Origin of the sequence: Micromonospora polyrhachis (genome assembly GCF_014203835.1) — a bacterium.
Lineage (GTDB): Bacteria > Actinomycetota > Actinomycetes > Mycobacteriales > Micromonosporaceae > Micromonospora_H > Micromonospora_H polyrhachis.
This window is the reverse complement of sequence record NZ_JACHJW010000001.1, coordinates 3,912,137-3,937,780: the sequence shown is the minus strand read 5'-3', so window position 1 is coordinate 3,937,780 and position 25,644 is coordinate 3,912,137. Positions and strand designations below refer to the sequence as shown.

The window sequence follows — 25,644 nt, the reverse complement described above, 5'->3', positions numbered from 1 at the left end:
CTGGTGATGGTGCGCGAGTGGGACCCTCGGACCGCGTCGTCGGACGCGATCGAGTCATTGCTGCACACTTTCAACGCGGCGCTGGCGGCGGACCTTCCAGACGATCCCCCCTGGCAGGCAAGCTCGCTACGGGAGTACCTCGTCGAGGTGATGCCCGGTTCCCGACGGATCGCCTGGATCGCCGAGAAGGAACCAGAGCCGCAACAAGTGGGCTGCCGCATCCTTGGCTACGTCCACGTCCTACTACTCGGGGACATCGGGGTCATCGAGGTGCTGGTGCACCCCGAGGTGAGACGCCAGGGACTGGGTCGGCAACTGCTTGCCACCGCTGCCCGACGGGCCTACCAGGAGGGGTTTTCCGCGCTCGGCGTGGAGGTGGTCGGCGGCACTCCGGCCGTCAGCTTCTATGAAGCCCTCGGCTTCGACCGGGAATTCCTGGAGACCCGCAGCGTCCTTCAGCTGTCCAGCGTGGACTGGCCGGCACTGGAAAAGATGGCCGGCGGCATCGGCGATGGATATCGGGTCGAGTTCTACCCCGGCGGCCCACCCGACCCACTGGTCGAGGCGTACGCCCGGGCCAAGGCGGAGCTGCGCGACGTCGACGATGGTGACCTCGACCTCCGGCCGAGTTCGGTCGACCCGGAACGGTTGCGGGACAGCCTCGACTGCCTGCACCGCCGGGGCATGAAGCCCTACATCGTGCTCGCCATCGAGGAGAGCAGCGGCGTGGTGGCCGGCCTGACCGAGGTCGTCGTACCGGCCCAGCATCCCACCCGAGCCGACCAGTACGACACGATCGTCGTCCGGCAGCACCGCGGGCACGGCATCGACCGAGCGATCAAGGCACGGATGCTGCTCGAACTCCGCTCGGCCGAACCGGAACTGGCAGAGGTGCAGACCTGGAACGCCCAGTCCAACGAGGCGATGATCCAGGTCAACGCCGAACTCGGCTTCCAGCCAGATCGGGACTGGTGCGAGTACGCCGCCGACGTCGCCGTCCTGGTACACCACCTGGGCGCCACCCGCTGACCCCGACACCGCCCCACCGGCACCGCCCAGGGATGGACGTCGACTGAAGCCACGCCTTAACGTGCTCTAGGTTTTGTCCGTACCCTGTGGAGGCCGTATGCGCCCGCGTCGCCATACCCACTCGTCGCTGTCCGGGCGACGTACGTCATCCAGACGTCCGAGCCGAACGCTCACCGCGCTGGCCACCGTCACCGCCGCCAGTCTCACCGTCGTGGGACTGAGCCCGGTCGCGGCCAGCGCCGCCCCGACCGATCTGTTCATCTCCGAGTACGTCGAAGGCTCTTCCAACAACAAGGCCATCGAGCTGTACAACGGCACCGGTGCCGCCATCGACCTCGCCGCCGCCGGGTACCGGTTGCAGCTCTACTTCAACGGGTCCACCAACCCGACCGACTTTCCACTCACCGGCACGGTCGCCGCCGGTGACGTGTTCGTCTTCGCACACTCCGCCTCGGCGGGGGCCATCCTGGCCCAAGCCGACCAGACCACCGGGACCGGCCTGTTCAACGGGGACGACGCTGTCGTACTGCGGGCCGGCGACCGGCTGGTGGACTCGCTCGGCCAGGTGGGCACCGACCCGGGCAGCGAGTGGGGCAGCGGGTTGACCAGCACCGCCGACAACACACTGCGCCGGAAGTCCTCGGTCACCACCGGCGACACCGACCCGACCGACGCCTTCGACCCGGCAACGCAGTGGACCGGTCTGCCGGCTGACACCTTCGACGGCCTGGGCACGCACACGATCGACAACGGTGGTCCGGTCGACCAGCCGGCCACCCTGATCTGCGGCGACACCCTGGTCACGTCGCTGGGCACCGCGGCGACCCGCGAGGTCACCGCGACCGACCCGGACGACACCATCGTCGACCTGGCGGTCACCGCCGTGACCCCGACGCCCGCCACCGGCTCGATCTCCCGTACCTCGCTCACCCCCGCCGACCGGGTCGGTGGCACGGCGCGGGCGGTGCTCACCGCGAGCGCCGACCTGCCCGCCGGCTCCTACGCGGTGACCGTGACCGCGACCGACGCCGACGGTACGACCAGCAGCTGTCCGCTGACCGTCCAGGTGACGACGGTGCTGACCGTCGGCGAGGTGCAGGGGCAGACCCTGGACACCGAGTCCGGCCCGGCCGACCGTTCCCCGTTGGCCCCCGCCTCGGGTAACGGCAGCAGCAGCGACCGCTACGACGTCCGGGGCGTCATCACCCAGCGCACCCTGGCCCGCACCTCGGCCGGGGTCGACCAGCACGGGTTCTTCCTGCAGAGCCGGCTCTCCGACCGGGACGGTGACCCGACCACCTCGGACGGCATCTACGTCTTCATGGGCGCCAACACCAGCCTGATCGGCGGCTACGTGCCGACAGTCGGTGACGAGGTGGTGCTGCGTGCCCGGGTGTCCGAGTACTACAACATGACCCAGCTCTCCGGCGCCTCGTTGGTGAACCGGCTCGCTACCGGCCTCGACGTGGACACCGAGGTCGAGGTGACCGACACGGTGCCGCCGGCCGACCTGGCCGCCGCCGAGCGGTTCTGGGAACGGCACGAGGGGGCCCGGCTCCGGGTCCGCGCCGGCAGTGGCGCGGTCAGTGGCCGGAACGTCTTCGCGTCCACCGCTGACGCGGAGATCTGGCTGGTCGACCGGGACGATCCGCTGCTGGACCGGGCCGATCCGTACGCCGCCCGGGTCTTCCGGGACGCCCATCCGCTGGACAACGACCCGAGCCGCCTCTTCGACGACGGCAACGGTCAGCGGATCATGCTGGGCAGCATGGGTGTGAAGGGTCGTACCGGGGACAACACGACGCTTCTCCCGCCGGCCCGTACCTTCGACAAGCTCACCGCCGACGCGGTGGGCGGGCTCTACTACTCGTTCGAGAAGTACGGCGTACAGGTCGAGCAGGCGAACTTCGGCGCCGGGGCCGACCCCGCCGCCAACCACCCGCCGCGCCCGGCCGACCGCAACCGCGAGCTGGCCGTCGCGACGTACAACGTGGAGAACCTGTACGACTACCGCGACGACCCGTTCGACGGCTGTGACTTCACCGGCAACAGCGGATGCCCCGGGGTACGTCCGCCGTTCGACTACGTCCCGGCCAGTGCCGAGGAGTACGCCGCACAGTTGGCCGCGCTCGCCGACCAGATCGTCAAGGACCTGCACGCGCCGGATCTGCTGCTGGTACAGGAGGCCGAGGACCAGGACATCTGCTCGGTCTCCGGGACGACGCTGGTCTGCGGGGACACCAACGACGCCGACGGTGCGCCGGACACCCTCCAGGAGTTGGCGCTGGCCGTGGCGGCTGCGGGCGGACCTGCCTACGCGGCGACGTACGACCGCAGCGGCGCTGACGCCCGGGGTATCACCTCGGGATTCCTCTACCGCACCGACCGGCTGTCGCTGGCCCCGGCCGACGCGGCCGACCCGGTGCTCGGCGCGACGCCGACGGTGCAGTACCGGTCCGCCGGCCTGCCCAGCAACGCCGAGGTGCAGAACCCGAAGACCCTCAACGCGGTCCTGCCGGAGGATGTGGACCGCTCGACCGGGGTGGACGGCTCCAACGTCTTCACCCGGGCACCCCAGGTGGCCAGGTTCTCGGTGGCCGCCGCTCCCGGCTCAGCCGACCGGTTCACCCTCTGGGCGGTGAGCAACCACTACTCGTCCGGGCCGGACAGCCGGGTGGGGCAGCGCCGCGAGCAGGCGGCGTACGGCACGGCGATCGTGCAGGCGATCGAGGCGGCGGACGCGCACGCCCGGGTGGTGTATGGCGGGGACCTGAACGTCTTCCCCCGCCCGGACGATCCCATTGCTACCGCCACCAACCCGACCCCGTCCGACCAGCTCGCCCCGCTCTACGACGCGGGCCTGCGTAACCTCTGGGACGACCTGGCCGCCGACGCCCCGGCCTCGGCCTACTCGTACGTCTTCGACGGGCACGCACAGACCCTGGACCACCTGTTCGTCAACGGTCCCCTGTACGGCGACCTGATCGAGATGCGGGCCGCCCACGTCAACGCCGACTGGCCAGCCGAGCATGCGGGTGACGGGTCCCGGGGTTCCAGCGACCACGATCCGCAGGTGGCCCGGTTCCACTCCCGGCCGGCGCTGTCGGTGGCCGACGTCTCGGTGGTCGAGGGCGACCAGGGCAGCACCCCGATGGTCTTCACGGTCGAGGTGTCGCGCCCACTGTCCCAGCCGGTACGCCTCTGCGCGACGGCACTGGGGGTGACCGCCCTGCCCGGCATTGACTTCAAGTGGTTCGCCGAGTGCCGCACGCTGCCCGCCGGGCAGACCTCGGTCACCTTCACGGTGACGGTCCAGGGTGATCGCAAGCGCGAGGTGAACGAGAAGCTGCTCTTCACCGTCGTCGGTGAGCCGTCGTTGCGGCTGACCGACCCACTGGCCTTCGGCACCATCGTGAACGACGACTAGCCAGCTCATCCTCAACGAGGACAAGTAACCCAGATCCATCCGTGGTGGGGGCGGGACGCGGCGAATCTGCGCGACCTGCCCCCACCACTGGTTCCGGCCACGTCGCGCGTCCCGATCGGCCGGGTAGGTCGTACCAGCCCGAGCGACTGAGCAGTCCGGCCAGGGATGATCAAAAAGACCTCCGATCTCCCCAGCGGTCAAGCCTGATCCTGGTGGAAGGATCTGATCCGTGGCTCGGTTTGTGCGGCGGCACTGGAATGAGGAAGACATCTGGTTCTACCTCGAGCTGGATGATGACGGCTGGGTGACCCGCCATCTTGAGCTGCAGGGTTCCGGCCGGGTGCCGATAGTAGCGGCGTCGCTGCAGGAGTGGATGCGCGAGCTCGACGCGGGCCGTATCCAGCAGTATCAGACGACGTACGGCGTCGTGGCCGAAGTGCCGCTGGCACCGGATGAGCTGATCGACTGGCAGGTTGTGTCGGTCACTGAGTTCGAGAAGCTGTGGCGGGAGGCGCGAGGTCACCTGGAAGGTTAGACGCCGCCGTATGCGGCTCAGCTATGTGCAGGGCTGCGTCAGGATGAACGCCTTGGCCGGGTCGTAGAGCTGGCCGGCCGCGAGACAGTGGTGCAGGCAGGCGGTTGAACAGGTTGCGGAACGCATCTGGGTGGCGATCACGATCACCATGGTCGCGCCGGCGTTGGTAGTGCTGCTTGGCTGGTGGGGCGTGGGTGGCGGCGACGAAGGCCCAGAGGTAGCCGGCGGCGGCAAGTCGATCCGGGCCCGGGACAGCGTAGCGGCGACCGCCGGCGTGGGAGCGATGGCTAGCACGGCGCGGGCCTCGGGGCTGGTCAGGTGCCCCTTCCGGCCGGCAAACGCGGCGAGGAAGACGGGAAAGCACTCTCGCAGCAGCGACCGCAGCTCGTTGGACGCCCGGGTACGCCGCCACGTGGCGTCCTGATGGGCACGAGCGAGCACCGCGACAGCCTGCACGAGCTCACTGTCAGCGGGCAGCGGCCGGTGCACGTGAGCGTCGATACGCAGAATGTTGGCAAGAACCATCGCGTCGACGTGGTCGGACTTCTTCCGCGACACCGAGTGCCGCTCCCGGTAGCGGACAACCGCCATCGGGTTGATCGAGTACACCATCCTGCTGGTGGCACACAGAGCCGCGACCAGCAGCCCTCGCGGAGTCTCGATTGCTACTGGGAGCGGCTCGTCGCCGTTGTCGCCCGCGGCGTCCAGCATCCCGAGCGGCGTCGTAAAGCCCTCCAGGTCATCGCTGATGCGGCGCTTACCAACCAACTGGCCGTGCTCATCAACGAGGGCGACGTCGTGGTGTCGCTCGGACCAGTCGATGCCACAGAACACTGTCAACTTGCACTCCTCTCCCTTCTACTGCTGGTGGCGACCCTGGCAGGAACGCGCGGCGCCCTAATGACGAGGCTCTGTGGCCTACCCTCCGATGAGCCGTTCGCGATCCCAGCGACCCGCACGGTGCTGGTCTTCGCTGTCAGAGCTCGTCGGCTCCCGGTTCGCGAGGTGTGTGCCCGTGCAGGCGGGCTGCGACCACGATCAACATGCTGCCCGTCACGGTGGTGGTCCGGCTACCACGCGGGTCCGCCGGTCTTGCACGAGGCCTCGCAGGCCCAGAGGTGTGTAGGCATACACGCAGCGGGCCGGACCACCACCGTCACGGTTCGTCTCGGCCCTCTCCCGATCTTTTTGCAGACCTCATAGGTCAGGTAAGGGCAGGCATCCCGCGAGCCGCGACGGGCCGTTCGGATTCATTAGGTAACGGGCGATTCTGTCGTGCACATGGGCTAACCTTCCCTGCGCGCTGAGGATCGACCAGGGGAGAAGTTTGGTGCGTAGGTTCGTGTTGCCGGACGAACATGCCTGGACGTTGCCGACGCTGTGGCGTGCGAGGCTGCGTCCCCGCCGGGGCGGGCTGACCGCGCCGGGCCAGGGCGTTGTTGCGGCCGACGCAGCCGACGAGTTACGCACCGGGCTGGCGGACCCGGACGTGGTGAAGAGCATGGCCAGGGTCCGCGAGCGGACGGTGATCCTCGACCCGGAGTTGCTCGCCGCCGGGGAGAACCACCTGGACGGCTGGCGGGCAGTCGGCGGTTCCGAGGGCACACCGGACCCGCGCGCGGCGGCGGCAGCCGCGCTGCTGGTTCGTCCCTCGATCTACGACATGGACCGGCGGCTCGTCCATGCGTGGGTGTTCCGGTTCGGACTGGAGTTCGCGGTGCGGGCCACCGGGGAGATGAGCCGGCTGGTTGCCGACGGCGCACTGTGGGTGATCGACCCGGCTCCGGAGAAGAACTACGAACGGCTGTGGCGCGGCGACGACCTCGCGGACCTCGTGGCGGTGGCCCGGGTGCTGCGGAGCCTGCTGGCCGTCGCGTCCGACAGCGAGTATCGGTGGGCCTGCGAAACCCTTGCCGGATACCGGACGACGCCGGTGGGCCGCATCCTGACGTCGTTCCTGGTGCCGACGCAGGTGGCGTGGGTCGACGAGGACTGCGCGGCAACCACGGCCGGCTGGCCGGGCGTACCGGATCGCGGCGAGGATTTCAGTTGGGGTGACCATCGGGCCCTGAGCGGGATTCTGCTCGCCGCCGCCAGCACGGTCGAACATCTCGATCAGCTCCGCGGCAAGATCATGAACAAGTTCGTCGGGTACAAGGACCACGGTCTGGTGGGGACCATCCTGGACGGGGTCGGCACGGCTGCCGTCCCCGCCGTCCTTGACGACGCGTCCTACCGCAGTCTGTTCTACCTCAACGACGACAATTGGAAGACCAGCGAGCGGCTCAACGCGGACGCGATCCGGCTGCTCGCGGAGGTCCCGACCGACGACGCGCTGCGGCTACTGTTCCAGGAGACCCTCGAAGGCAAGACGCGGCGACCGGCACTGGTGCTGAAGTCCAAGGTGCTGACCCGCTTCCCGGTACGGGCGCTGCGGATCCTCGCCGAGATGGAAGCGGAACGGGACAACCCGCTGTACACCGCCGTGCTGGGCAGCCACGTGCTGGCCGAGCCGAGGCTGCTGCCGGCCGTCGCGGAGTCCCTGCCGGCCGCGCCGCGCGAGCGGGCGAAGCAGATCGCGGCCGGCGGCGTGGGCATCGGCGCCGCCTGGGCGCAGACGCTCGACGACCACGAGCGCTGGAACGGGCCGCACCTCGCCAACGCCGAAGAGCAGAAACGGGCGGTTGTCGCACTGGCCGCGATCCCGACCGAGGAGGCACTGGGCCTGGTCGTGGACCGCATCGAGCGCAAGAACTTCCGGCCGGCGCTGCTCACCGCCGCCCAGCGGGACCCCGCCCTGGCGCTGCGGGTGCTGGCGGCCAAGGCCACCAACGAGACCGTCGCCGAGCTGTTGCGCAACCACGTGCTCGCCTACCCGCAGGCGGTCGCGGAGACCCTGCCGAGCCTCGACGGCGAGGCCCGGGCCCGGGTGGAGGCGATCAGCGGGCTGGCGCAGCCGGCGGCAGCGGCGACGGGCACGACGCCGCCGGTACTCGCCGGGCCACCCCGCCGCGCCGACGGCAAGCCGATGCGCGTACCCGACCTGCCAGACTGGCTGGTCCTGGCCACCCTGCCGCCGGTGACCCTGCGCGTCGGCGGCGACCCGCTCTCCGCCGACGCCGTTCGCCACCTGTGTGAGTTGCTTGCCGTCTCCAGGATCGCGGAGGCGCACCCCGGGGTCGCCGAGGTCCGCACGATCGGCGAGCAGCGCGATCTCGCTACCTTCGCCTGGGCGATCTTCGAGCAGTGGCAGGCGGCGCACTACCCGACGAAGAGCAACCTGGCGATGGTGGCGCTGGCCGTGCTCGGCGACGACAACACGGTGCCGCCGCTGGTCGCGCTCTTCCCGGACTGGGCGAACGTCAGCATGCGGGTGCGTACCGGCATGGACGTGCTCGCCGCGATCGGCACCGACGTCGCGCTCACCCAGCTCGGCCGGCTGGCCCGAAAGGCGAAGACCACCGGTATCCGCGGGTTCGCCGAGCAGCGCCTCAACGACGCGGCAGCAGCGCGCGGGCTGGAACCCGCCCAGCTCACCGACCGGATCGTGCCCGACCTCGGCCTCGACCTGGACGGCCGAATCGTGCTCGACTACGGTCCGCGGCGGTTCACCGTCGGCTTCGACGAGCAGTTCCAACCGACGATCACCGAGCAGCAGGGCCGGCGTCTAGCCCGGCTTCCCCGGCCGGCCGCTGCGGACGACCCGGCCCTCGCGCCGGCCGCCCACCGCCGGTTCGCCGAGCTGAAGAAGGACGTGAAGACCATCGCCGGGGAACGCGCCCGGGCGCTCGAAGAGGCGATGGCCTCGAACCGGCGCTGGACTGGCGTCGACTTCCGGCGGTTCTTCGTCGACCACCCCCTGCACTGGCAACTCACCCGCCGGCTGGTGTGGGCCACCTTCGACGAGCAGGGCCGGGTGGTGACGACGTTCCGCGTAGCTGAGGACCGTAGCCTCGCCGACGTCGACGACAAGACCTGGACGCTCGAACCGGCCGCGACGGTCGGCCTGGCCCACCCGTGGCACTTCGACGCCGACCGGACGGCCTGGGCGGAGACCTTCGCCGACTACGCGATCATCCAGCCGTTCCCGCAGATCGGCCGGGAACTGTTCGGCCTCGCCGACCTCGACCTGTATGCCGCCGTCGGCCGCCAGGTCGAGAGCCGCCGGCTGTACGCGCTGGCCGCCCGCGGCTGGCGCTTCGGTGATGGTCACGAATCGCTGCTGCGGGACTGGCCGGGCGGCGTCACGATCAAGGTCGGGTTCAGGCCGGGCTACCACTGGCAGGAACCGGACCTTCCCCAGTATCTAACCGGGCTTCGCGGTGACGTCGCCACCCTGGACCCGGTCGGCATCTCGGAGGTGGTCCGCGACGTGCGCTCGCTCCAGAGCTGACCGGCCGGTCCCCGACCATCGGGGCCAGAGGCGGTCAGTAGCGCTCGCGCAGCAGGCGGGCGGCCTCGATCGCCCAGTAGGTGAGGATGATCTGCGCCCCGGCCCGGCGGATCGAGGTCAGTGTCTCCAGAATGACCCGCTCCCGGTCTATCCAGCCGTTCGCGGCAGCCGCCTCGACCATCGCGTATTCCCCGGAGACCTGGTAGGCGGCGACCGGAACGTCCACCTCGGCCCGCACCGCGGCGAGCACGTCGAGGTAGGGCAGGGCCGGCTTCACCATCACCAGGTCGGCACCCTCGGCGACGTCCAGCCGCACCTCACGCAGCGACTCCCGGAGGTTGGCCGGATCCTGCTGGTAGCTGCGCCGGTCGCCCTCCAACGCCGACTCGACCGCGTCACGGAACGGTCCATAGAACGCCGAGGCGTACTTCGCCGCGTACGCCAGGATGGAGACGTCCTGGTGGCCGGCGGCGTCCAGTGCCCGGCGTACCACGCCGACCTGGCCGTCCATCATGCCGGAGGGCCCGACCACATGAACCCCGGCGGCGGCCTGGGCCACCGCCATCTCGGCGTACGCGGCCAACGTCGCGTCGTTGTCCACGCCACCGTCCGGGGTGAGCAGCCCGCAGTGCCCGTGCGAGGTGAACTCGTCCAGGCACAGGTCACTCATCACCACGGTGGCGTCGCCGACCTCGGCGACCACATCCCGGATGGCCACGTTGAGAATGCCGTTCGGGTCGCAGCCGGCCGAGCCGGTCTCGTCCCGGGTCTCCGGTACGCCGAAGAGCATGATGCCGCCGACGCCGGCCTGCACCGCCTCGACGGCGGCCTTGCGCAGCGAGTCCCGGGAGTGCTGCACGACGCCCGGCAGGGAGGCGACCGGCCGAGCCTCAGTCAGCCCCTCCCGGACGAACATCGGCAGCACCAACTCGGCCGGCGCCACCCGGGTCTCCTCGACCAGCCGCCGGATCGCCGGGCTACGACGTAGCCGACGGGGTCGGATGTCCGGGTAGGACATGGTGATGCGCCTCCTACAACAAGGGTTCCTAGCGGAATCGCAGTGCGGTCGGGCCCTGCACCTTGGAGCCACGGCGCTGCTTGGCCGGCATCGCCGCCAGCTTCTCCCGCAGTTCCACCGCGTACGACGCGAGCGCCTCGACCAGGTCGGGCACGGACGCGTGCCCTGGCTGGACGTCGACCCGCAGACCGAACTCGGTAGCCGTCTCGGCCGTCTTCGGGCCGATCACCGCGACCACGGTACGGGCGTGCGGCTTGCCGGCGATGCCAACCAGGTTCCGTACGGTCGAGGACGAGGTGAAGAGCACCGCGTCGAACCCGCCCGACTTGATCGCGTCGCGGATCTCGGCCGGCGGCGGGGCAGCCCGTACGGTGCGGTAGGCGGTCACGTCGTCGACCTCCCAGCCCCGCTCGGTGAGCCCGGCGGCCAGGGTCTCGGTCGCGATGTCGGCGCGTGGCAGCAGCACCCGACCAACCGGGTCGAGGATCTCGTCGTGCGGCGAGAACTCGGCCAGCAGCCCTTCGGAGGACTGCTCACCGGAGGGGATCAGCTCCGGCTGGATACCGAAGGCGCGGACCGCCTCGGCGGTAGCCTCACCGATACAGGCGATCTTGACGCCGCCGAAGTGTCGGGCGTCCAGCCCGTGCTCGGCGAACTTCTCCCACACCGCGCGTACGGCGTTGACCGAGGTGAAGACCACCCAGGCGTACCGGCCGTCGACCAGGCCCTTGACCGCCCGCTCCATCTGGGCCGGGGTCCGGGGCGGCTCGACCGCGATGGTCGGCACCTCGCACGGGATCGCCCCGTACGCCCGCAGCCGGGCGCTCATCACGCCGGCCTGCTCCTTGGTGCGGGGCACCAGCACCTTCCAGCCGTACAGCGGGCGGTTCTCCCACCAGCTCAGCTTGTCGCGTTCGGTGACGCCCTCGCCGAGGGTGAGCACGACGCGACCGGTGAAACCGAGCGCGGCGGCCACGAAGCTGTCCACGACCGACGTGGTGGTGTATTGCGTCTCGCCGGTGCCGTCGCCGGTCACGCCGACCGGGGTCGAGCCGTCGACCCCGACGGCCAGCAGGCCGTCCCGGATCGCGGCGAGGTCACCGGCGTCCACCGCCAGGGCGAGCGAACCTCGGCCGATCGCCGCGGCCAGCGCCTCGAAGTCCAGTCCGGCGACGTCGTCGACGTCGGCCACCGTCCGTACGCCCGGCAGCGGCACCCCGGCGTAGGTGGCGACGCCCTCGGCCTGGCCGACACCCGGCACCACCTCGAAGTGCGCGGCGGTACGGGCGACCGCCTGCACCTCCTTGACCACCGCGTCGTGGCCGAACGGGTCACCGGCGACCAGGTGCACGGCCGACAGGCCGGAGCGGGCCGCCGAGAGCAGCACCTTCGCCACGTCGCCGGGGGCGCCTTCGGCCGGCGTGAACTGCGCGTCCTCCTTGGCCTGGGCGCGGATGGCGTCGAGCAGCGACTCGGGTACGCCCCGGTCGTACACCACCTGGTCCGCTTCGACCAGGGCGTCGTGCGCCCGGCGGGTCAGCAGGCCCGGGTCGCCGGGGCCGGCCCCGACGAACGCGATGCGACCTGCGGGCTTACGGGTGGTGCGGGTCATTCTGTGCTCCCAAACTGCTGGGTCCTCGCGCCGGCGTCGTTGTGCGGGTCGAGGATCGAGTCGGCGCCGAGGTCGAGGAGTTCGGCGGCGAGTGCCTTGCCGATCTCCGCCGCTTCGGCGGGCGTTCCGGTGCGGGACAGCCGGAGGTCACGAGCCCCATCCGGGCTGATCACCGCCCCGCGCAGGTAGATCTCATCGCCGTCGTCGCCCTCGGCGACTTCGGCGAATGCGGCGACCGGTGCGCTGCACCCGGCCTCCAGGGTGGCCAGCATCGCCCGCTCCGCGGTGACCGCGGCCCGGGTCGGTGCATGGTCGAGTACGGCCAGCAGCTCGACCAGGTCAGGTTCGTCGATCCGGCACTCCACCGCGAGCGCGCCTTGGGCCGGCGCGGGCAGCATCAGCATCGGATCGAGCGTTTCGGTGATCACGCCGGTACGGCCGAGCCGGGTCAGGCCGGCACGGGCCAGCACCACCGCGTCGAGGTCGGCGTCCGGGCCGAGCACCCGGCCGAGCCGACTATCGACGTTACCTCGGATCGGGGTGACCGACAGTTGCATCCCGAGCGCGTGCAGTTGGGCGATCCGGCGGAGCGCCCCGGTGCCGATCGTGGCTCCCGGGGGCAGTTCGGCCAGGGTACGGCCGTCGCGGGCGACCAGTGCGTCGCGCGGGTCCTCCCGGTGCGGCACGGCGGCGATGTGCAGACCCGGGTGACCGGCGGTGGGCAGGTCCTTGTACGAGTGGACCGCGAAGTCGATCTCCTGGGCGACCAGCGCGTCGCGCAGCGCCGAGACGAACACCCCGACGCCCAACCGGTGCACGGGTGCGCTGGACTGGTCACCGGCGGTGAGGACGGTCACCAGCTCGACCTCCCGGCCGGTGGCGGCGTGAACCGCGTCGGCGACCCGCTGCGACTGGGCCACTGCCAATGCGCTGCCTCGGGTACCGAGCCGAAGTGCTCTCATCGTCCACCTCCGGACTGGTCTGGAGCGGTGCCGGGCGCAAAGCCGGAGACGGTGCCGATCCCGAGGTCGGGAACGGTGTCGGCCGGTGCGCTCTGCGGCACTTCAAGGTCGAACAGTTCGCGCAGCAGCGCGGTGTACTGGTCACCACCGGGTTCGGCGGCGAGTTGCCGGACCCGCACGGTCGGCGAGTGCAGCAACCGCTGCACCACCCGGTGCACGGTACGCGTCACCTCGGCCCGCTGGTCGTCGGTCAGATCCGGTCGACGTTGGTGGAGTCGGCGCAGTTCGGCGCTGACCACGTCGTCGGCCCGACCCCGCAGGGCGGCCACGGTCGGCGCCACGTCGGCACCCCGCAGCCAGGCCAGGAAGGTTTCCACCTCACTGGTGACGATCTGGGCGACGGCGCTGGTGTCGGCGGTGGCCGGGCTGTCGGCGAGTTGGCTGGCCAGCCCGTCGATGTCGACGACGGCAACGCCGGGCAGGGTGCCGACCCCGGGCTCGACGTCGCGGGGCAGTGCGAGGTCGATGACGACCAGCGGAGCCGCGCCGTGGGCGGTGCGTCGACTCACCGCCTCAGCCATCAACTCCTGGGTGAGCACCGGTTCCGTGGACGCGGTGGCCGCCACTATGATGTCTACAGTGGACAGCGCGCCGGACAGTTCGGTGAACGGTATCGCCGTCGCCCCGTACGACTCGGCCAGCCGAGCGGCCCGGTCGGCCCCCCGGTTGGTGACGGTCAGCGGGCCGACGCCGAGCCGGGAGAGGGTGGCGACGGTCAACGCGCCCATCGCGCCGGCACCGATCACCAGCGCGGGACGACCGGCGAGCCCGTCGGCGAAGTGGGTGGCGGCGACGTCGAGCGCGGCGGTGACGACGCTCTGGCCGGCCCGGTCGATGTCTGTCTCGGCATGGGCCCGCTTCCCCACCCGCAGCGCCTGTTGCATGAGTTCGTGCAGCAGGCGGCCGGCCGAGTCGGCGGCGGTGGCGACGTGGTAGGCGTCCCGAAGCTGGCCGAGGATCTGCGCCTCGCCGACCACCATCGAGTCGAGCCCGGCGGCGACCCGGAAGACATGGTCGACCGCAGCACCGTCGTAGTGCACGTAGAGGTGGTTGGCCAGCACCGCCGGGGCGCAGCCGGCCTGGGCGGCGAGTACCGCGCAGATGTCGCCGAGGCCACCGTGGAAGCCGGAGACGGCCGCGTAGACCTCCACCCGGTTACAGGTGGAGACCACTACCGCCTCGCCCACGTACGGCTGGGCGACCAGTCGGTGCAGCATGTCGGGAAGGTCTCCCGGAGGAACCGCCAGCCGTTCCAGCGTGGCGACCGGGGTGGCGCGGTAGGACGCGCCGACGACGAGCAGTTTCACGTGGCGACCGCTTCCTGTGCCCCGGTGCCGGTGAGCCCGATCGGCACCGACGGCAACCCCGGTCCGGGGGTGGCCGGCAGGGCGGTGAGGGAGGCCTTGCGGTGCTCGTGGAAGGAGAGGATCTGCAACTCGATGGCGAGGTCCACCTTGCGTACGTCCACCCCCTCGGGGACGGAGAGTACGCACGGGGCGAAGTTGAGGATGCTCGTCACCCCGGCGGCGACCAACTGGTCGGCGACGCTCTGCGCGGCGGTGGCGGGGGTGGCGATCACGCCGATCGCGATCGGCTCCTCGGCGGCGATCCGTGGCAGGTCGTCGATGTGTCGGACGACCAGACCGTTGATCTCCTCGCCGACCCGCTCGCGGTCGGCGTCGAGAAGCGCGACGATGCGGAACCCGCGACTGGCGAAGCCGGCATATCCCGCCAGGGCGTGACCAAGGTTACCCACGCCAACGAGCGCGACCGCCCGGCGTTGGGTGAGACCGAGCACGAATTCGATCTGCTCGATCAACAGGGCGACGTCGTAGCCCACACCCCGAGTGCCGTAGGAGCCGAGGTGGGAGAGGTCCTTGCGGAGCTTGGCGGAGTTGACGCCGGCCGCCGCGGCCAGTCCCTCACTGGAGACGGTGTCGTTGCCCTGCTCGGCGAGGTGGTGCAGGGCACGGAGATACTCGGGGAGCCGGGCAACCGTCGCCTCGGGAAGATCCGGGAGCGCCGGTACGACGCTGGCGCGGCCGGGCGCGCCTGTCGGGCGGTGCTGACTCATGTGACTCCGTGCGGTGCGATCCTCGACCAGCCGGACAAGCGGGTCGTTGTGGTAATCCCGCCGACAGCGTCGATAACCGGCTGTGTTAACGGGCCTCGTCGGAGTATCAGAGTAGGCGCTTGTGAAGACGTGCACAAATCGCGATCTTGTAAGACCGCCACACGGCTTCACCAGCAACTCCATTCACAAGATCGCTTTCGTAACGGCAGATGACCGTCTGGCGATTATTGCTCAATTCCGACTTCTCTGACCAACCGCCGAGCGTCGATAGAGCCTTCGGTGTGGCGGTCGACCACGCCCCGGGGCGGAATCAGCCCCGAGGGCGGGCCGGTTCTGCGGGGTGGGGACAGCCCTACCACCGAGAGGCAGGCCGCCGGGATGGGAGCACGACCGGCGGAAACCTAGGCTCGATGCCATGACCACCGCAACCGCCACCACCAACGTGGGCAGCCGAGGGCTCCTGCGCCAATTGGGGACCGATTCCGGATACGTCCTTCTCGGCTTTCCCCTGGCGCTGGCCAGCTTCGTCGTACTCGTCGTCGGTTTCGCCGCCGGTGTCGGACTGGCGGTGGTGGTGATCGGTCTACCGATCCTCGCCGGCACGCTCCGGATGGCGCGGGTCTGGGCCGACATCGAACGACTCCGGATGGCTCCGGTGCTGCGCCAGCCCCGGATCCGCCCGGTCTACCGCACCGCCGAGCCCGGGGCCAGCGTTTGGCGGCGGATCTTCACCCCGATCACCGACGCGCAGTCCTGGCTCGACCTGGCCCACGGCGTACTCAACCTGATCACCTCACTCATCGCCTTCGCGTTCACGCTGGTCTGGTGGGTCGCCGCCGCCGCCGGATCGCTCTACTGGGCGTACGACTGGATGCTGCCGTACGACCCGGACAACATCGAACTCACCGAACTGCTCGGTCTCGGTGACTCGGCCGGTGCCCGGATCGTGCTGAACAGCGCAATCGGCATCTTCTTCCTACTCACCCTGCCGATCGTGGTCCGAGGCTGCGCCCTGCTGCGGGCCCGGTTCAGCCGGACGCTGCTCACCGGCGTCGCCGAGATGCGCAACCGGATCATCGTGCTCGAAGAACAGAAGCGCGCCGCCGCCTCCGCCGAGGCCACCGCGCTGCGCAAGCTCGAACGGGACATCCACGACGGCCCGCAACAGCGACTGGTCCGACTCGCCATGGACCTCGGCCGGGCCCAGCAGCAACTGAACTCCAACCCGGACCTGGCCCGGCAGACCATCGACGAGGCACTCACCCAGACCCGGGACACGCTCGCCGAACTCCGATCCCTGTCCCGGGGGATCGCACCCCCGATCCTGGTCGACCGGGGCCTGCCCAGCGCCCTGGCCGCGCTGGCCGGTCGCGGGCTCATCCCGATCGATCTCACCGTCGACCCACAGTTGGGCACCCCCGGCGGCCGCCTCGACCCGGCGGTGGAGAGCACCGCCTACTTCGTCGTGGCGGAGTCGCTGACCAACGTCGCCAAGCACAGTCGGGCCACCGAATGCTGGCTGACCGTCACCCGTACCAACAGCCGGATCGTGATCGTGGTGGCCGATGACGGCGAGGGTGGCGCACACGTGTCCAAGGGCCACGGCCTGGCCGGCCTCGCCGATCGGGTACGCGCCAACGGCGGCACGCTGAGTGTGGTCAGCCCGGCCGGCGGCCCCACCGAGGTCCGGGCCGAGCTGCCATGCTGATCGGCAGTCCCCCGCCGGACAACCCGGATGTCGATCATCCCCTGGACGGATCGCCCCAGGTGGGAAACGGGTCACACCAGCCGGCACGGCCCGGCGGCGCTGGAATGTGGGTCGATGAGGTGGTAGACACCGGTCCCATGCGCGTAGTAATCGCCGACGACGCGGTCCTCCTCCGGGAAGGCATCGTCCGGCTCCTGACCGAGAACGGCCACGAGGTGGTCGCCGCCGTCGGTGACGGGACCGCCCTGGTCGAGGCCGTGGTGGCACACCAACCCGACGTGTCGATCGTCGACGTACGGATGCCCCCGTCACACACCGACGAGGGGCTGCGGGCAGCGGTCGAGGCCCGGCGACTGGTGCCCCGTACACCAATCCTGGTCCTCTCCCAGTACGTCGAGGTGTCGTACGCCGACGACCTGCTGGCCACCGTCAAGCCGACCGGCGGTACCGCCGGGGGCGGGATCGGCTACCTACTCAAGGACCGGGTCGCCGCCATCGACGACTTCCTCGACGCGGTACGCCGGGTGGCCAACGGCGGCACCGTCCTCGACCCGGAGGTGGTCGGCCAGCTGCTCGTCCGGCGACGCCGCGACGACCCGCTGCGCGGGCTGACTCCCCGGGAACGGGAGGTACTGGGCCTGATGGCCGAGGGAAGGTCCAACACCGCTATCGCACGTGCCCTGGTGGTCAGCGACGGGGCGGTGGAGAAGCACGTCCGCAACATCTTCACCAAGTTGCAGCTCCCCCCGGACGAGGAGCAGCATCGGCGCGTGCTCGCCGTGCTGGCCTACCTACAGGGCTGAGCCCAGCGAGATCTCACGACAAGGCGGGGTCCGGCGGGTACACCGGCGGGGCTGGGCCCAGCGGGTGCGCCGCCGGCCCGGCCAGGCGGACCGCCTCGGCGAGCGTGTCGGCCACCGGAAGGCCGGAGGCGCGCAGCCGGTCCGGGTCGGTGAATCCGCCGGTGTAGAGAACGCAGCGGGCACCCACCGCCTCGGCGGCGTCCGCATCGTCGAGCGAGTCGCCGATGAGCACCACGGAACCGCCGTCGATGCCCAACTCCGTCAGGTGCCGGGCCAGGTGGGCGGCCTTGCGGTCGCCCGCGGTGGTGCCCCGGAATCCGTCGATCCGGTTGAACGAGCCGGTCAACCCGTACGTCTCGACGGTCGGGACCAACTCGTCGTGGAACCACATGGACAGCAGCGACTGGGTGCCGGTCCAGGAGCGGATCGCGGCGTCGGCGTCGGCCGCCAGTTGGCAGGTGGTCAACCCGAGTCGGTAGACGTCATGGAAGATCATGTCGAGCCGGCCGAACTCCTCCTCGGTCACCGAGCGGCCCAGCACGTCGGCGTAGTAGTCGGCGACCGGCCGGCGGAACCGTACCCGGTGCTCGGCCAGGGTGACCGCGGTTCCGCCCACGCTGGCGAAGACCCGGTTGGTGGAGTCGACCACCAGGTGCAGGTCGTCGAGGAGGGTGCCGTTCCAGTCCCAGACCAGGTGGGTGCCGGTGGCCGTCATGTCAGGACCCCACCGGGCGTCGGGGCGCTGCCAGGTCCCGCAGTAGCCGCTCCTCCTCGACCCGCCAGTAGCCATGCTCCCGGCCGTCGAGCAGTACGACCGGCAGCCGGTCGCCGTAGTCCCGCTCCAGTTCGAGGTCACCGGTGACGTCCACCTCGACCCACCGGTCACCGGTGGCCGCCACCACCCGGTCGATGGCCTCCTTCGCGACCTCACAGAGGTGGCAACCCGGCCGGGTGATCAGGGTCAACCGGGGCTCATCCATCGGTCACATCTCCTCCCGCACCGCGCTCCGATACCGGTCGGAGCAACGTCTTGCGTACCCTGCCCAGCAACGAGTGCGGTAGTTCCTCGACGAACTCCACGACGCTGGGGCACTTGAACCGGGCCAGGTTACGCGCACAGTGTGCGCGCAACTCCTGGTCGGTGACCGTGCCGGCCGGGACCCGTACGACATAGGCCGTGACGGCTTGCCCGCTGTGCGGATGCGGGTGGCCCAGCACCGCCGACTCGACCACCTCCGGATGGGCGTCGAGCACCAGTTCGACCTCACGCGGATAGACGTTGAAGCCGTGCACCAGGATCAGCTCGCCCAACCGGTCGACCAGAAAGAGGTCCCCGTCCGGGTCAGCGTAGGCGACGTCACCGGTCGCCCACCAGCCCGCCGAGTCGGGGCCGTCCCGCCCGTCGGGCCAGTAACCCGAGAAGAGGTTCGCGCCGCGTACCACGATCTCGCCCGGATCGGTACCCGGCGAGGAAAGGTCGAAGTCGAGGTCGTCGCCGTCGTCTTCCTCGACCGAACCGGTGGTGCCGTCTCCCTGCCAGAGGAGTTCCCCGGTGGCGCCGACCAGGCGGACCTCGACACCGGGCAGCGGGGCCCCGATCGACCCGGGTTTCGTCGTACCGCTGGCCAGGGTGGAGGTCAGCACCGGCGCGGTCTCGGTCAGGCCGTACCCCACGTGCAGCGGACGGTGACTCGCGGCGACGAAGCGCTCGCCGACGGCGGGATCGAGTGGCGCGGCGCCACACACCGCGGTCCGGACCGTACCCATCGCCGCTTCGAGCTCGGGCCGGGTCGACCACTCCAGGTACATCGTGGGTACGCCAACCAGCACGCTGACCCGCCGCCCGGTGACGATCTCCAACGTCGCGTCCGGATCGAACCGGTCGACCAGCACGCCACAGGCCCCCTGGTAGATGACCGAGCCCAGCCCGGTGTTGAGGCCATAGACGTGGAACAGCGGCAGGGCGAGCAGAACGACGTCGTCCGGCCCGACCACGGCCGGCTCGATCTGGCTGATCTGCTCGTGGTTGGCCAGTAGCGCCCGGTGCGACAGCATCGCGCCCTTCGGCCGCCCCTCGGTGCCGGATGTGTAGAGCAGTACCGCCAGGTCGTCGCTGCCGGGGCGGGAGTCCCGCGTCGGCTGACGGCCGGGCCCGGTCGGTGCCGCATCGGTTACGGCGCGCAGCGCCGGCAGCTCGCCGACGAGACCGGCGGCCAGGTCGCGGACCCGTTCGGTGCCGATGAGCAGCGCCGCCGCGGAGTCGGCGAGCACGTGCCGCAACTCGCGCGCGCTGGACGCCGGATCCACCGGTACGGCGACCAAGCCGGACCGGAGGGTGGCCAGGTACGCGACCACGAAGTCGGGGGTGTTCGTCAGGGCGATGGCGATCCGGGGAGGATGGCCGGTGAAGTCAGAAGGCACCATGTCCGACAGTCCGGCGGAAGCCGGACACACCCGGTCCGACAGTCCGGCGGAAGCCGGACGCACCGCGTCCGACAGGCCGTCGGCTGCCTGGTCGATGCTGTCGTCCAGCTCGGCCCAGGTAATCGACCGTCCCTGCCAGATCAGTGCCGGCTGGTCGGGGCGGGCGGCTGCGGCATGACGCACCCGATCCGCCAGGGTGGCGAAGGGCGGGACGCCATCGGGGGTGGGGGTGCTGGTGTGGTCCTGCACGGTCGCTGAGTCTGGCACAGCGGGCATGGTCCCGCCTACGCTGGCACCGCCATCCGAGGATTCTCGACTTCTATGCAACTTCCACGGTACCGTTGACGGGACTCATCCCGTAGGGCTCGCCCTGGCCGGCATTTCCCGATCGCCATCGGCGCGATCGTGGTCCACGGTCGGCCCGGACGACGGTAGGACCTCTCACGCGGGTGACCTCGGTCGACACCGCTACGCACCCTGCCGCAGACACAGTTCCGCCATAAGCGCCCCATAGCACTCCTACCCGCGACACGCCAAAGCCGTGTCGCATTTCGGCGTGTCGATGGTGTTTCTCCTGCGTGGGAGCGCTGCCCTAACGACTGTCGGGTCCCTGACAGCGCACAACCTGTGCGACCCGGTTGGGCAGATCTGGGAAATACTTTGGCTCTCTGTAACGGACTCGCCACGCATGGGTGACGTTGGCCCTATCATCACTCGGGTCGGCTCACCCCTTTTGCCGTGAGTCGACACCCCTCAGCCCGAGGAGGCAGCCAGTGCCTGTCAGCGCACTGCACCAGCACCTCAAGGGTGTGTGCCGTCCAACGGCGCACCCCGCCCGAGCCGTGGCCGGCCATGCCCGGCTGGACCCACGGGCCGTTACCGCCGCCGGGTCCCACGGGACGGACCAGCCGGTGCAGATGTGGGTTGGGGAGGGCCAGTGACTGTTTACGGCTACGACGGACCAGCCGATAGCGACCTACGGGACGTCCAGGTCGCACTGACCAACGGACTGACGCTGCTCCGGTCGTCGGTGGACGACATGCTGAGCGTCGCCGTACGCGGCGTGGGAGGCGACCGGCACACTCGCAGCCGGCCGCACACCAACGAGACCGGCGACCGGCCGCACGCCAGCGAGACCGGTGCCCGACAGGTGTCACCCGGCGGCAATGGCAAACCGGCCAGCGGTGGCGGTCGGTTGGCGGCGCCAACCCGCCCCGCCATGCCGGCTCAACAGCCCGGCCCGGGGCAGAGCCCACCCGCCGAAGCGGACACCCCAACGGCCACCGAGCCGCCGAACGCGCCGGACGCCACCAACACCGAGACCGCCATCCTGCCGGCGGTTTCCCCGACACCACAGCCGCCCACCCCCGACCGCTCGCCGACCGGCTACCCGAGCCGCCCTGACCCGTCGGATCCAGCGACCGAGGTGTGGACACTGGTCGAACGGGCGCAGGCGGGCGAGTCGGAGGCGTTCGGGCTGATCTACGACCGGTACGTCGATACCGTCTTCCGCTTCGTCTACTTCCGGGTCGGCAACCGGCAACTGGCCGAGGACCTGACCTCGGACACCTTCCTTCGGGCGCTGAAACGGATCGGCAGCTTCACCTGGCAGGGCCGAGACCTCGGCGCATGGCTCGTCACCATCGCCCGGAACCTCGTCGCGGACCACTTCAAGTCCGGGCGCTACCGCCTGGAGGTCACCACCGGGGACGTACTCGACGCCGACCGCGAGGACCGAGGTCCGGAGGGCAGTCCCGAGGCGGCGGTCGTCGAGCACATCACCAACGTCGCCCTGCTCACCGCGGTCAAGCAGTTGAACGCCGAGCAGCAGGAGTGCATCGTGCTCCGGTTTCTCCAGGGTTTCTCGGTGGCGGAGACGGCGCGGGCCATGGGCAAGAACGAGGGCGCGATCAAGGCATTGCAGTACCGCGCCGTCCGCGCTCTGGCCCGACTGCTGCCCGACGGCTTCCAGGCATAGCTCGGGTGCTGTCGGACCCGACGATGAGCAGGCACAGCTCGGTCCGCTGTCGTACCGATGAGCAGGAGAACCCGGTAGGTCGTCTGGCAAGACCCGAATGGTTCAAGTTTTCGCGGCCTGCCGTACCGTAACCAGTTGACCCCCTTAACCGTTTCTCTCGATGCGACCGGTGATTGCCTCGGCATCCCTCCGGGCCCGGCGAGCCGGGCAGCTCATCCGGCTACGACTGTCGCGGTCGGATGTCGAGCCGCCCATCCGCCCGCCGGCAAGACGCCGGCCGCTTGGCCGTGACCAGCGAGAGGAGGTGCCGGCGGTGACCACTACCGTCTTCTACCGCCGGCGCGCCGAGCGCTTCGCGCAACTTCTCGACGAAGCCAACGGCGGCCGTCGCCACCATGTCCGTTCCCACTTCGACCAGGAGCTGGCCGGGTTGGTGTCGCTCAGCGACCAGATATCCGCCGCCCAACCGCCGGCCGAGGTCCACCCCGACTTTCGTACCGGGCTGCGGGCGATGCTGATCGCGACCGCCGAACGGGACGGAATCGGCGTCACCGCCAGCACCGAACCGGTGGCGGCACCACCCAAGCCGTCCCCACCGGTCCGACAGCCCGCTCAGGAACTGCTCCGGCCAACCCTGGGCAACCGACAGTCCCGGGCCCGGGGTGCCTTCACGATCGGGGCAGCCGTCGGGGCCATCGCGTTGTCCGGTATGGCGGCGGCCAGCGCCGTTCCCGGCGACGCGCTCTACGCGGTCAAACGCTCCACCGAGCGGGCCCAGCTCGCCCTGACCAACTCCGACCTGAGCCGGGGGCAGCTCTTCCTCGACTTCGCCCGGACCAGGCTCACCGAGGCCGAGGCGGTACGGGGTAAACCTGACGACTTCACCGCCGCGCTCGACGACATGGACGCACACACCCGGCAGGGCGTCAAGCTGCTCACCACCTCGGCGCTCCAGCACCGGGACGAGGCAGCTCTCGACGCCATCGGCAGCTTTCTGACCGGCCAGCGCGGCCAGGTGTCAAGGTTGCTCGACGAGTCGACGAGCGCCACCGAACGCCACCGCACCGGCGCCTCGCTCGCCCTGCTCGAATCGATCGGGAAGCGGACCGACAACCTGCGTACCGCACTGCGCTGCGCCTCGGTCGCCGCGATGCGGAGCGACGACCTCGGGCCGGTGCCGGCGGGTTGTCCGGCCGGCAGAGGGTTGCAGAACGGGCAGCCCGCAGGGGCTGGCGAGGGATCCCGGCCCACTGGTCGTACTCCGCACACGCCGCAGCCCGGTTCGCAGGTCACCGGCGAGCCGGCTGGGTCGCGCCGCCTGCCGGGAATCACCCCGTCGACACCGGTGGACACCGACCCGGGCAAACTCACCGAACCCATCATCAGTCGGCCGGCCGACTGATCGATCGGCCCATAGGTTCGCGCACCGGTCGGGCCTTCCTGGGGCCATGCCGCCACCGTTCTCGCCGCCACCGTTCTCGCCTCCACCGGCTCTTCGGCAACCTGCCTACCACTGCTTCGGTCCGGCTACCCTCGCTGGAGACGCGTCGCGTTCATCGAGTGGAGGGAGGTCCGCGCGTTGGCCCGTACCCGAAAGGTGACCGTCAGTACGGACGCGGAGGGTCACACCGCCGGCTGGGCCGATACCGGACTGGCGAGCGCACCAGCCGCACCACCGGACGACAACGGTGCCGCCTTCTTCGACGTCGACAACACGATGATGCAGGGCGCCTCCATCTACTGGTTCGCCCGAGGCCTGGCCGCCCGCAAGTACTTCACCTCCAGCGACCTGGCCCGGTTCGCCTGGCAGCAACTGCGCTTCCGGCTGCTCGCCACCGAGCACGCCGGCGACATGTCGCACGCCAAGGAGGCCGCACTCGCCTTCGTGGAAGGTTGGCGGGTCGACGACATCGAACGACTCACCTCGGAGATCTTCGACGAGCTGATGGCCCCCCGAATCTGGCCCGGCACCCGGGCCCTGGCCCAGGCACACCTCGACGCTGGTGAGCGGGTGTGGCTGGTCACCGCCGCACCGGTCGAGATCGGCCGGATCATCGCCGCGCGACTCGGGTTGACCGGCGCAATCGGGACGGTCGCCGAGATCCGCGACGGCGCGTACACCGGTCGGCTGGTCGGTGACCTGATGCACGGTCCCGCCAAGGCCGATGCGGTCACCCAGCTCGCCGAGGTGGAAGGGCTCGACCTCGACCGCTGCGCCGCCTACAGCGACTCCGCCAACGACCTGCCGATGCTGTCGGCCGTCGGTCGGGCCGTCGCGGTCAACCCGGACGCTGCCCTGCGCCGGGAGGCCCGGCTGCGGGGCTGGGCGGTGCGCGACTTTCGTACCGGCCGGCGGGCCGCCCGAATCGCCGTACCGTCGACAGCCGCAATCGGGTTGCTGGCCGGCGTGGTGACCACGGCCCTGGCGGTACGTCGTCGGCGACGCGTCCAGTGACCGTCCCCGAGCAGCGCCGCCCCGAGCAACGACACCGGATCGGCCGACTGGTGGCGCTCGGGGCCGCCCTCGCCGCATCGATCGCCCTCCTCGCGCTGCCCCGGGCCACCCCCCGAGCGCCCGACCAGACCCAACCGGCCGGCGTCGACGAGGTCTGGCCGGACGCCCATCGGGCGGACTTCCCGGTCGGGCTGGTGGACGGTCCGGCGTACAGTCCCGCTCTCTTCCTCGACGCCCGCACCTCGGTCGGCACCGCCCCCAATCCCGGCGGCACCCACCTGCGCCTGGTGGTGCGGTCCGCCGACGGCGCGGTGCACGAGCTGCGCCGGCTGCCGCTCACCGGTACGCCCCAGTTCAGCGCCCTGACCACCACCGGCAGTCGGCTCGCCTGGGCAGAGTCCACCTCGACCGAGGACGGCCGGACCCGGACCGAGATGTGGACGGTCGACCTGACCGCGAACCACCCGGCGCAACGGCTCACCCGCGACACCGGCGACGTGTTGTTCTTCAACTCGCAGTACGACATGGTGATCCACGAAGATCGGCTCTACTGGGCGGCGGCACCTCCCGAGGCGTCCCCGGCAGCGGTGACCACCGGAGCGGAGCCGGTGACCGAGGTGCGCTCGGTGGCGCTGGCCGGCGGCCCGGTCCAGGTACGCCGTGAGCCGGGCGCGTGGGCGATGTCGGCCTGGCCGTGGCTGGCCAGCGCCGGCGGCGGGGCCAGCGGCCCGATCCGGCTACGCAACCTCGACGCCCGCGAGGTGGTCGACGTCGACGCCGGTGCCGAGTTGGTCAGCTGTAGCCCCACCTGGTGCCGGGTGCTCGTGCTCGGGAACGACGGACCGTCCCGGATCGATCTGATGCGTCCCGACGGCCAAGATCGGCGACGGATCGCCGATGGTGCCGCCACCGCCTCCGTGATCGACGTCGCGGTGCTGGACCGGTTTGAGGTGCTGTCCCTCTCCGACGTACAGCGGACGGTCACCAACACCCAGCAACTGCTCCTGTACGACCTGCGGCGTAACCAGACGGTGGTGGTGGCCGAGGGGGTCGGTTCAGTGTTCTGCCGGGGCGGGGTGCTCTGGTGGTCGACCGGCAACAACGAGACCACCGCCTGGCACACGCTGGACCTGCGCACCCTGGGCTGACCCCGCAAGCCACGAGTG

Annotated in this window: 17 protein-coding genes and 2 pseudogenes; 10 read left to right on the top strand and 9 right to left on the bottom strand. The window is 70.5% G+C overall.

What is annotated here, in order from left to right; genetic code table 11:
- Nucleotides 1-6 precede the first annotated feature (6 nt).
- The 3 genes from FHR38_RS17215 to FHR38_RS17205 all read left to right on the top strand — a co-directional run bounded on the left by FHR38_RS17215 (nucleotide 7) and on the right by FHR38_RS17205 (nucleotide 4,991).
- Nucleotides 7-1,029 carry a GNAT family N-acetyltransferase gene (locus FHR38_RS17215; RefSeq protein ID WP_184539790.1) on the top strand — a complete coding sequence of 341 codons (1,023 nt, stop codon included), beginning with the start codon at nucleotides 7-9 and terminating at the stop codon, nucleotides 1,027-1,029.
- Between the two features lie 97 nt (nucleotides 1,030-1,126).
- On the top strand, nucleotides 1,127-4,456 hold the full coding sequence (locus FHR38_RS17210) for a lamin tail domain-containing protein (protein ID WP_184535630.1): 3,330 nt from the start codon (nucleotides 1,127-1,129) through the stop codon (nucleotides 4,454-4,456).
- 229 nt (nucleotides 4,457-4,685) lie between these two features.
- Nucleotides 4,686-4,991 (top strand): hypothetical protein, encoded by a 306-nt coding sequence (locus tag FHR38_RS17205; RefSeq protein ID WP_184535629.1) that lies wholly within the window; start codon nucleotides 4,686-4,688, stop codon nucleotides 4,989-4,991.
- A 237-nt stretch (nucleotides 4,992-5,228) separates the two neighbouring features.
- On the opposite strand, the pseudogene FHR38_RS17200 reads toward FHR38_RS17205, so the two are convergent.
- Nucleotides 5,229-5,831, bottom strand: a pseudogene (locus FHR38_RS17200) (IS110 family transposase); the annotation flags it as partial.
- A gap of 490 nt (nucleotides 5,832-6,321) precedes the next feature.
- Here FHR38_RS17200 and FHR38_RS33245 point away from each other — a divergent pair.
- Entirely contained in the window at nucleotides 6,322-9,384 is a 3,063-nt protein-coding gene (locus FHR38_RS33245) for a DUF4132 domain-containing protein (protein ID WP_184535628.1), read from the top strand.
- A 34-nt stretch (nucleotides 9,385-9,418) separates the two neighbouring features.
- On the opposite strand, the gene hemB is transcribed toward FHR38_RS33245, so the two are convergent.
- Genes hemB through FHR38_RS17170 form a run of 5 tightly spaced genes read right to left on the bottom strand, consistent with a single transcriptional unit; the run spans nucleotide 9,419 to nucleotide 15,110 of the window.
- The gene (gene hemB / locus FHR38_RS17190; RefSeq protein ID WP_184535627.1) at nucleotides 9,419-10,402 is read right to left on the bottom strand and encodes a porphobilinogen synthase; all 984 of its coding nucleotides are present in this window, start codon (nucleotides 10,400-10,402) and stop codon (nucleotides 9,419-9,421) included.
- Nucleotides 10,403-10,430: 28 nt separating this feature from the next.
- Complete coding sequence (locus tag FHR38_RS17185; RefSeq protein WP_184535626.1) at nucleotides 10,431-12,014, bottom strand: bifunctional uroporphyrinogen-III C-methyltransferase/uroporphyrinogen-III synthase; 1,584 nt, start codon at nucleotides 12,012-12,014, stop codon at nucleotides 10,431-10,433.
- On the bottom strand, nucleotides 12,011-12,976 hold the full coding sequence (gene hemC, locus FHR38_RS17180) for a hydroxymethylbilane synthase (protein ID WP_184535625.1): 966 nt from the start codon (nucleotides 12,974-12,976) through the stop codon (nucleotides 12,011-12,013). Before hemC ends, FHR38_RS17185 begins: the two co-directional genes overlap by 4 nt.
- The gene (locus FHR38_RS17175) at nucleotides 12,973-14,343 is read right to left on the bottom strand and encodes a glutamyl-tRNA reductase (RefSeq protein ID WP_184535624.1); all 1,371 of its coding nucleotides are present in this window, start codon (nucleotides 14,341-14,343) and stop codon (nucleotides 12,973-12,975) included. Before FHR38_RS17175 ends, hemC begins: the two co-directional genes overlap by 4 nt.
- A complete protein-coding gene (locus tag FHR38_RS17170) occupies nucleotides 14,340-15,110 on the bottom strand; it encodes a redox-sensing transcriptional repressor Rex (RefSeq protein WP_184535623.1) in 771 nt (256 codons plus the stop codon). Before FHR38_RS17170 ends, FHR38_RS17175 begins: the two co-directional genes overlap by 4 nt.
- Nucleotides 15,111-15,525: 415 nt before the next feature.
- Between FHR38_RS17170 and FHR38_RS17165 the strand changes: the two genes are divergently transcribed.
- Nucleotides 15,526-16,818, top strand: a complete 1,293-nt coding sequence (locus tag FHR38_RS17165) for a sensor histidine kinase (RefSeq protein WP_184535622.1) — start codon at nucleotides 15,526-15,528, stop codon at nucleotides 16,816-16,818.
- A 137-nt stretch (nucleotides 16,819-16,955) separates the two neighbouring features.
- Entirely contained in the window at nucleotides 16,956-17,621 is a 666-nt protein-coding gene (locus tag FHR38_RS17160) for a response regulator transcription factor (RefSeq protein ID WP_184535621.1), read from the top strand.
- A 13-nt stretch (nucleotides 17,622-17,634) separates the two neighbouring features.
- On the opposite strand, the gene FHR38_RS17155 is transcribed toward FHR38_RS17160, so the two are convergent.
- The 3 genes from FHR38_RS17155 to FHR38_RS17145 are packed head-to-tail and all read right to left on the bottom strand — an operon-like array spanning nucleotide 17,635 to nucleotide 20,321.
- Nucleotides 17,635-18,336: an HAD family hydrolase gene (locus tag FHR38_RS17155; protein ID WP_184535620.1), complete on the bottom strand. Its 702-nt coding sequence runs from the start codon at nucleotides 18,334-18,336 to the stop codon at nucleotides 17,635-17,637.
- Between the two features lies 1 nt (nucleotide 18,337).
- On the bottom strand, nucleotides 18,338-18,601 hold the full coding sequence (locus tag FHR38_RS17150; protein ID WP_184535619.1) for a glutaredoxin family protein: 264 nt from the start codon (nucleotides 18,599-18,601) through the stop codon (nucleotides 18,338-18,340).
- Nucleotides 18,594-20,321, bottom strand: a complete 1,728-nt coding sequence (locus FHR38_RS17145) for an AMP-binding protein (protein WP_184535618.1) — start codon at nucleotides 20,319-20,321, stop codon at nucleotides 18,594-18,596. The genes FHR38_RS17150 and FHR38_RS17145 overlap by 8 nt, the downstream gene beginning before the upstream one ends.
- Before the next feature lie 763 nt (nucleotides 20,322-21,084).
- On the opposite strand from FHR38_RS17145, the gene FHR38_RS17140 reads away from it, so the two are divergent.
- From FHR38_RS17140 to FHR38_RS17125, 4 genes and pseudogenes are all read left to right on the top strand, one after another.
- Nucleotides 21,085-22,023 carry an ECF subfamily RNA polymerase sigma factor, BldN family gene (locus FHR38_RS17140; RefSeq protein WP_184539788.1) on the top strand — a complete coding sequence of 313 codons (939 nt, stop codon included), beginning with the start codon at nucleotides 21,085-21,087 and terminating at the stop codon, nucleotides 22,021-22,023.
- A 304-nt stretch (nucleotides 22,024-22,327) separates the two neighbouring features.
- Nucleotides 22,328-23,224 (top strand): annotated as a pseudogene (locus tag FHR38_RS17135) (DUF5667 domain-containing protein); the annotation flags it as partial.
- A gap of 378 nt (nucleotides 23,225-23,602) precedes the next feature.
- Nucleotides 23,603-24,478 (top strand): HAD family hydrolase, encoded by an 876-nt coding sequence (locus FHR38_RS17130; RefSeq protein WP_184535617.1) that lies wholly within the window; start codon nucleotides 23,603-23,605, stop codon nucleotides 24,476-24,478.
- Nucleotides 24,475-25,626, top strand: coding sequence for a hypothetical protein (locus FHR38_RS17125; protein ID WP_184535616.1), 1,152 nt, complete (start codon nucleotides 24,475-24,477; stop codon nucleotides 25,624-25,626). The genes FHR38_RS17130 and FHR38_RS17125 overlap by 4 nt, the downstream gene beginning before the upstream one ends.
- The last annotated feature ends 18 nt before the right edge of the window (nucleotides 25,627-25,644 follow it).

Bases quoted from the DNA above. Each gene is read 5' to 3' on its own strand.
- FHR38_RS17140 (WP_184539788.1), top strand. From the start codon at position 21,085: ATGCTGAGCGTCGCCGTACGCGGCGTGGGAGGCGACCGGCACACTCGC.
- FHR38_RS17170 (WP_184535623.1), bottom strand. From the start codon at position 15,110: ATGAGTCAGCACCGCCCGACAGGCGCGCCCGGCCGCGCCAGCGTCGTA.
- FHR38_RS17150 (WP_184535619.1), bottom strand. From the start codon at position 18,601: ATGGATGAGCCCCGGTTGACCCTGATCACCCGGCCGGGTTGCCACCTC.
- hemB (WP_184535627.1), bottom strand. From the start codon at position 10,402: ATGTCCTACCCGGACATCCGACCCCGTCGGCTACGTCGTAGCCCGGCG.
- FHR38_RS17160 (WP_184535621.1), top strand. From the start codon at position 16,956: ATGCGCGTAGTAATCGCCGACGACGCGGTCCTCCTCCGGGAAGGCATC.
- FHR38_RS17145 (WP_184535618.1), bottom strand. From the start codon at position 20,321: ATGCCCGCTGTGCCAGACTCAGCGACCGTGCAGGACCACACCAGCACC.
- FHR38_RS17210 (WP_184535630.1), top strand. From the start codon at position 1,127: ATGCGCCCGCGTCGCCATACCCACTCGTCGCTGTCCGGGCGACGTACG.
- FHR38_RS17185 (WP_184535626.1), bottom strand. From the start codon at position 12,014: ATGACCCGCACCACCCGTAAGCCCGCAGGTCGCATCGCGTTCGTCGGG.
- hemC (WP_184535625.1), bottom strand. From the start codon at position 12,976: ATGAGAGCACTTCGGCTCGGTACCCGAGGCAGCGCATTGGCAGTGGCC.
- FHR38_RS17155 (WP_184535620.1), bottom strand. From the start codon at position 18,336: ATGACGGCCACCGGCACCCACCTGGTCTGGGACTGGAACGGCACCCTC.
- FHR38_RS17165 (WP_184535622.1), top strand. From the start codon at position 15,526: ATGACCACCGCAACCGCCACCACCAACGTGGGCAGCCGAGGGCTCCTG.
- FHR38_RS17215 (WP_184539790.1), top strand. From the start codon at position 7: ATGGTGCGCGAGTGGGACCCTCGGACCGCGTCGTCGGACGCGATCGAG.